Origin of the sequence: Marinobacter sp. (assembly GCF_041690455.1) — a bacterium.
Lineage (GTDB): Bacteria > Pseudomonadota > Gammaproteobacteria > Pseudomonadales > Oleiphilaceae > Marinobacter.
In genome coordinates, this window is the sequence record NZ_JAWLHI010000118.1 from 1 (window position 1) to 6,017 (window position 6,017).

The 6,017-nt window shown below is 61.4% G+C and carries 8 protein-coding genes and 1 pseudogene; 6 read left to right on the plus strand and 3 right to left on the minus strand.

The window, feature by feature from the left end; translation table 11 throughout:
- Window positions 1-49: 49 nt before the first annotated feature.
- The 3 genes and pseudogenes from ACESMW_RS18115 to ACESMW_RS18125 all read left to right on the plus strand — a co-directional run.
- A pseudogene (locus ACESMW_RS18115) lies at window positions 50-646 on the plus strand (Hpt domain-containing protein); the annotation flags it as partial.
- Window positions 643-1,200 (plus strand): hypothetical protein, encoded by a 558-nt coding sequence (locus ACESMW_RS18120; protein ID WP_372988378.1) that lies wholly within the window; start codon window positions 643-645, stop codon window positions 1,198-1,200. The pseudogene ACESMW_RS18115 and the gene ACESMW_RS18120, both read left to right, overlap by 4 nt.
- Window positions 1,201-1,250: 50 nt before the next feature.
- A complete protein-coding gene (locus ACESMW_RS18125) occupies window positions 1,251-1,664 on the plus strand; it encodes a response regulator (protein ID WP_372988379.1) in 414 nt (137 codons plus the stop codon).
- A 36-nt stretch (window positions 1,665-1,700) separates the two neighbouring features.
- Here ACESMW_RS18125 and ACESMW_RS18130 read toward each other — a convergent pair whose 3' ends face one another.
- Complete coding sequence (locus tag ACESMW_RS18130; protein ID WP_091998635.1) at window positions 1,701-1,973, minus strand: hypothetical protein; 273 nt, start codon at window positions 1,971-1,973, stop codon at window positions 1,701-1,703.
- A 547-nt stretch (window positions 1,974-2,520) separates the two neighbouring features.
- Between ACESMW_RS18130 and ACESMW_RS18135 the strand changes: the two genes are divergently transcribed.
- Entirely contained in the window at window positions 2,521-2,757 is a 237-nt protein-coding gene (locus tag ACESMW_RS18135; protein ID WP_091998637.1) for a hypothetical protein, read from the plus strand.
- Here ACESMW_RS18135 and ACESMW_RS18140 read toward each other — a convergent pair.
- Complete coding sequence (locus ACESMW_RS18140; RefSeq protein WP_372988380.1) at window positions 2,726-3,238, minus strand: hypothetical protein; 513 nt, start codon at window positions 3,236-3,238, stop codon at window positions 2,726-2,728. The two genes, ACESMW_RS18135 and ACESMW_RS18140, sit on opposite strands and share 32 nt — an antisense overlap.
- A 156-nt stretch (window positions 3,239-3,394) precedes the next feature.
- Between ACESMW_RS18140 and queC the strand changes: the two genes are divergently transcribed.
- Window positions 3,395-4,060 (plus strand): 7-cyano-7-deazaguanine synthase QueC, encoded by a 666-nt coding sequence (gene queC, locus ACESMW_RS18145; RefSeq protein WP_372988381.1) that lies wholly within the window; start codon window positions 3,395-3,397, stop codon window positions 4,058-4,060.
- On the plus strand, window positions 4,060-4,716 hold the full coding sequence (gene queE, locus ACESMW_RS18150) for a 7-carboxy-7-deazaguanine synthase (protein ID WP_372988382.1): 657 nt from the start codon (window positions 4,060-4,062) through the stop codon (window positions 4,714-4,716). Before queC ends, queE begins: the two co-directional genes overlap by 1 nt.
- 1 nt (window position 4,717) lies before the next feature.
- Here the strand turns inward: queE and ACESMW_RS18155 are convergent, their stop codons facing one another.
- A complete protein-coding gene (locus ACESMW_RS18155; protein WP_372988383.1) occupies window positions 4,718-5,761 on the minus strand; it encodes an AraC family transcriptional regulator in 1,044 nt (347 codons plus the stop codon).
- Between the last annotated feature and the right edge of the window lie 256 nt (window positions 5,762-6,017).

Below are 6,017 nucleotides of genomic sequence, written 5' to 3' on the forward strand. Positions count from 1 at the left end.
ACTGGGCCTGGAGGTGATCGCCGTCAGTGCCTGAGACCAGGCGGTACGCACGGCGCTATCGGACACCGTGCAGCTGGTGCTGATGGACCGGCACATGCCGGGGCTGGATGGCGTTGAAGCGACAAAGCTGCTTCGCCAGGCTGGCTTCCGGCGCCCGATCATGGCCTTTACCGCAGGGGATCAGCAGGAAACCGATGCCCTGCTTGCAGCCGGCTGTGACGGGGTGTTGAATAAACCGATAGACCAGTCCCGCCTGGAGACCATCCTGGCCCGTTATCTTGGCAGTGCCGGCCGGGAGGTTCAGGAGCCGTCCGAAGACCGGGAAATTGCTGCGCTCGTGGCCCGCTTTCTGGAGGGCCTGGCCCAGCGCAAACAGCTGATGGCAGGAGCCCTTGCGGGCAGACAGGCCGACGCCCTGCGTACCGAGGCGCACCAGATCAAGGGGACCGCCGGCGCCATGGGATACCCGGCGATGACCCGGCAGGCCGGGATCCTTGAAGCCCTGCTGAAGGACGATGGCGATCCGGACTGGGACAGGGTTCGCAGTGAGCTGGCCGCACTCGATGCAATGATAGACCGTGCCCGTGGGGCTACGGCGACATCGCCCCTTGTCTCCGAAAACAGTAACAACAGGAATATGCCATGACAGACAGGTCGCCCCAACGCAGTGAACAGCACTCCCTGAGTATGATGTACGGAACCTACGCCGATATCCTGTTTGTGCTCTTTCCCTTCCTGGTGATCGGTATGCAACGGCTCTGGGACGGGAGGCTGTATGACACCCTGATGGAGCCCGACCTGAGCATTGCCGCCGCCATCCTGGCGGGCCTGGCGATCGGCAAGTTTGTCCTGGGCCTGGTGACCAACCGGGAGCTGGGACGCTACAAGGAGCGAATTGTCTTCTTTATTGCCCTGACCCTGTTCGTGGTGCTCGGTCCTTCCATTATCCTGATGCTGAGTATCGTTGGTAACGAGGATGTGCCCGGTTTTGTTGCCTTCGTGCAGCCGGTCCTGCTAATCATCGCCATATCGCTTTACAGCACCGCGGTGAGCATCAGCAACCTCCTGACCCGGTTCGGTACCGAAGCATTGGCATTGGGTCAGGACGATGGCCGGCCGGCGGACAGCCCGGAGCAGGACAGCAGGCCCCGACCGGCACCCCTGGACCTGCCCCGACGGACCGGCAATGACCGGCTGTAGCCGGCAATTTGTAATACACGGTACAGCCAAGGAATCAGTGGAGAAAACCGATGACGGATCTGAAAGTTCTGGTTGTGGAAGACGAGCCCCTGATGCGGGAACGCCTGGTGGAAATGCTCTACCGGGCCGGTGCAACGGAAGTGACCGAGGCGGTGGATGGAGTTTCAGCGAGGCAGGCGTTCGACGCCCGCGAGTACCACATCATCCTGCTGGATCTTGGATTGCCGGATGGTGATGGTCACGAACTGATGCAGCAGTTCAAGCAGCGGCGGGAAGAGCAGCACATCGTGCTGGTGACAGCGGACGATTCCATCGACAGTATCCAGCGGGCGATCAGTGCCGGTGCCAACGGCTACGTGGTCAAGCCCTACTCCCAGGACAAGGTACATGATGTGATCAATAACTACGCGGTGGTCCACGGTGGTGAGATGGCGATGCAGGAGGGGCTGAACCGGCAACATTGACCGGTTCAGACTTTCCGCTTCGGGCTGGCTGCCTGCTCAGGCTACCTGGCGGGCAATCCAGGAGTTGTAGCGGGTGGCCAGTGCCCGCACATACCGGGCTTCGGCGCCACTGAGGTTGGCCAGCACACCATTGAAGATCCAGCCCCGCTCATACAGTCCAAGCACCCTCTGCTCGTCATCCAGATTGACGCGTTGGTTCAGCTTCTTGCAGATCGCATCCAGCAGCGGCAGTTTTTCCGGGCGCTTGATCGGGCCCTGGCGGTTGCCCATCGGCTGGTTTGCCGCACGTGTTGTCGGACGTCTTTTCATGATGTTCTCCTTGTCGTTTTGCGGCTGCAAAAACAAAAACCCCGGAGCCGAAGGCAACCGGGGTTTGGCGGAGAACCTGACCCGGTCGCTGCGAAGGCTCCCGGGACTGACCGAAAGCCGTTAGATGTCTTTCACCATGGCGCGCGCAGACTGCCCGTTCTGGCAATCAGCGGCTGGGTAAACAATGAACTGTAAAATCATCCTGGTCATACCGGCTCTTTGGTTTCGGTTCACTTCTCAGTGTATAGGCTATCGGACGGTTTGCAAGAGCCCGCTGGCTTCGGCAAACCCGTACAGACGGGCGCGGCCGCCAAGCTCATAATTCGCAGCGTCACGTGTTTTTACGTTGTGCAATCCGCGATACCTGCCGAGTCGGGTATCAATGGATCTCTCCTTTCTACGCAGCCGTCTTGGCTGCGTTTTTTTTGGCATCTCGGAAAGTTCGTAGCCACTACTTCGTACAGAACGATCAGTCCGGATTGGCGATAATTTGCACACTAACCTGTCAATCAAGTTATCGTGAATACAGAGGTTGAAACCTAAGCAAATGCCCGACGAACCCGGATCTGCCAGAAACAAGTTCCGTTCTGACTTTATCGTTGAAATTGCACTGATCGCCGCCCTGGCGGTTTACATGGTGCTGGCCCAGGACAAGATTGTAGGGGATGACCTGAGCTTTACCGTTGCCGGCGCGGCACTGATGGCCGTGGCAACCTACTGGACCCTGCATACCCTCAAGGACGGCCTGCAGTTCATTGCAGTGCGGCTTCGTCCTGGAAAATAATCTGTCGCCAGGTCTTGTGCAGGATGAGGGCGTCGTTGGCCGCCCGGTGAACCGGTAATCCCAGTTCCGAGATTACCTGCTGGCGCACGCCCGACCACAACCGGACCTGCTGGCTGTTCAGCAGCATGGAGATTGACTCCAGCTGGAATTCGGGCTGCATACTCGCGGCCCGGAACAGCCGGTGCAGCCAGAAGCTGTCGAAGGTCCAGGCGTCACAGAACACCTGCTCCGGCAGTAGACGGTTCAGCTCGTGGGCCACTTCCTCCACCGCCTTGCCTTCCTCGTTCAGGGTGTCCCGGGAGATGCCGTGAATCTGTTCCGCGCTTGGTGACCAGTCCTGCCAGAGTACGTGGGGTCGGATCAGCCAGCTGTGAAGCTCTCCACCCGGCATGCAGATACCCACCTCGATCGGGTAGCTCGCAATCAGATCCAGGCTCGAAGCCTCGAAATCGATGAATGCCGGAGTGAATTCGCTGGTCATGGTGTCAGGGTCATTGCTGCGTTGTTTTTCGTTGAGTTTACCCGGCCCGTACCCGAGACGCGAACCCAACCTGTCCGTCCACTGTTACAATATGTCCACTCAATGTAAAACCCCGATGACACACCGTTGTTGTCCCGGAAACTTGTGGGAGCCTGAATGACTGAAACCGTGGTTGTAATCTATTCCGGAGGCATGGACTCCTTCACCCTGCTGCATCTGGCGCGGGCCCGTGGCTATAAGGTTCATGCCCTGTCCTTCAACTACGGCCAGCGTCATGTCCGCGAACTGGACTGCGCCCGGCAGGTATGCGCGGACCTGGGCATTCCCCACAAGGAAATCGACATCCGCGCCATGTCCGAAGTCATGAGCGGGTCTTCCCTGACCTCCGACGTCGAGGTGCCGGAGGGCCACTACGAGGAGGACAGCATGAAGGCGACTGTGGTGCCCAACCGCAACATGATCCTGCTGTCCCTGGCCACCGGTTATGCCGTGACGGTGGGTGCCTCCGCGGTATGGTTTGGTGCCCACGGCGGGGACCACGCCATCTATCCGGATTGCCGCCCGGAATTTGTCGAGAAGATGGATGCGGTGTGCCGCGTGGCCAATTACGAGCCGGTGGCTATCGAGGCGCCGTTCATCCGGATGGACAAGGGGGAAATCCTGTCCGAGGGGCTGAAGCTCGGCCTGGACTACGGCCTGACCTGGACCTGTTACAACGGCCGCGACAAGGCCTGCGGCCGCTGCGGTTCCTGCGTGGAACGGCTCGAGGCCTTTGCTGCCAATGGCGTGGCCGATCCCCTGGAATACGAGGAGCAGGTCTGATGTACCGGGTCAAAGAGGCGTTCTACACGCTCCAGGGGGAAGGGGCCCAGGCGGGCCGGGCGGCGGTCTTCTGCCGGTTCAGCAAGTGCAACCTGTGGACCGGCCGGGAAAAGGATCGCGCCAGCGCGGTGTGCGATTTCTGTGATACCGACTTTGTCGGCACCAATGGCCAGAATGGCGGCCGGTTTGAAACCGCGGATGACCTGGCCCGGCATATCCGCAGTCTGTGGCCCGACACCCCGGGCCGGCCCTACGTGGTGTGCACTGGCGGCGAGCCCCTGCTGCAGCTGGACGAAACCCTGATCGACGCTTTCCACCACGCGGGTTTTGAAGTCGGCGTGGAGACCAACGGCACCCTGCCGGCGCCGGCAGGCATCGACTGGTTGTGTGTCAGCCCCAAGGCGGATGCGCCGGTGGTTATCGAAGCCTGCGATGAGTTCAAGCTGGTGTATCCCCAGCCGCTGGCCATGCCGGAGCGGTTCGAGCATATCCGGGCCCGGCACTACTTCCTGTCTCCCATGGCTTCCCCGAGCCTGCCAGCGACCGGTGAGGATCCGGTCAAGCAGAGCAACACCCGCAAGGCCACTGATTACTGCCTGACCCACCCCCGCTGGCGCCTGACCCTGCAGATGCACAAGATCATCGGGATCGACTGATTCAGGCCGTGGCCACGGGCCGGAGCGCCTTGTTGCGGTACTGGCTCGGGCTGATGCCGGTCCAGCGTTTGAACGCCCGGGTGAAATTGGCGGCGTCGGCATAGCCGAGGGCATCGGCAATCTGGCTCAGGTTCATGCCGGTGCTTGTCAGCAGTTCCCCCGCCCGTTCCAGCCGGACCTGGTCCACCAGGTTCTGGAAGCTGGCATCCTCCTCCTGCAAACGACGTTTCAGGGTCCGTTCCGAGACAAACAACGTGCCGGCCACGCGAGCCAGTTTGGGTGGAAACGGATGGCTGGTTTCAATCACCCGTCGGACCCGGCTGGCGAAGCAGGCGTCCTCGGTCAGGCGTTGCAGGGCCTCTTCGCACTGGGCCCGGGAGGCGGCAGCCAGCTGGTCGTTGGTGAACCGGATCGGCAGGGCCAGCCGGCTTTCGGGAATGATGAGAGCGTCTTCCCGGGCTTCGTACTCCACGGGCACCGGGATGACCTGGCGGAACCTCGGGAAATAGTGGGGTTCCGGGCCGCGCCTGACTATCCGGGTGCCGTCCACCGGCGTGCCCGTCAGCTGGGCCCCCATGAATACGCAACCGAACAGGGTCGCATCGAGGATAAAGCCCTGCAGGGGCCCCATATCGACGTCACAGGACACGGTATAGCGGGCATGACCCTCGAGCCGGTGCCGGTTCACCTTCAGGTGCGGTGCGCGCAGGGTCAGGTAACGGGTCACCAGCTCCAGGGCGTCCCTCAGGGTCCGGCTGCTCATCACCGCCGTACCGAGGGTGCCGTGCAGGGGCAGTTTCATTTCCCGGGCCAGCAGGATACCCAGACCCGGTTCACCGCTCTCGATGATGGCGCGGGTGACAAACTCGCTGGCCTGGGCCTGGCTTACCCTGAGTTCCGGACAGTTCAGGCGGGTGGGGTCCAGGCCGACGCGGAGCAGAAGATCCTGTTCGTCGACGCCAATCCTGTGGAGCAATCCGGCCAGGGTGTGCAGGTAGATGGCCGGCATACCCAGATCCTGAGCAGTCGAGACGGAGGCGCGCATGGGTTTCCTCGTTCAGTACCGTTGTTGTTATGTAATGGATCGGTGATGTTGAGGGATTATGCCGGCGTGGCTGAGCATTCCCATGGCTGGTCTGACGGCAGCCAGGGCCGGTCGGGCCAACTGGCCCGACTGACCCGATACACCGGTTGCCCCGGTGTCAGCGGGCATGGCGTTCGACAAAGTGCTCCAGCACGGCGGCAGATTTGCGCGGAGTCTCAAGCATGGGCAGATGGCCGACCCGGCGGAACACATGTAC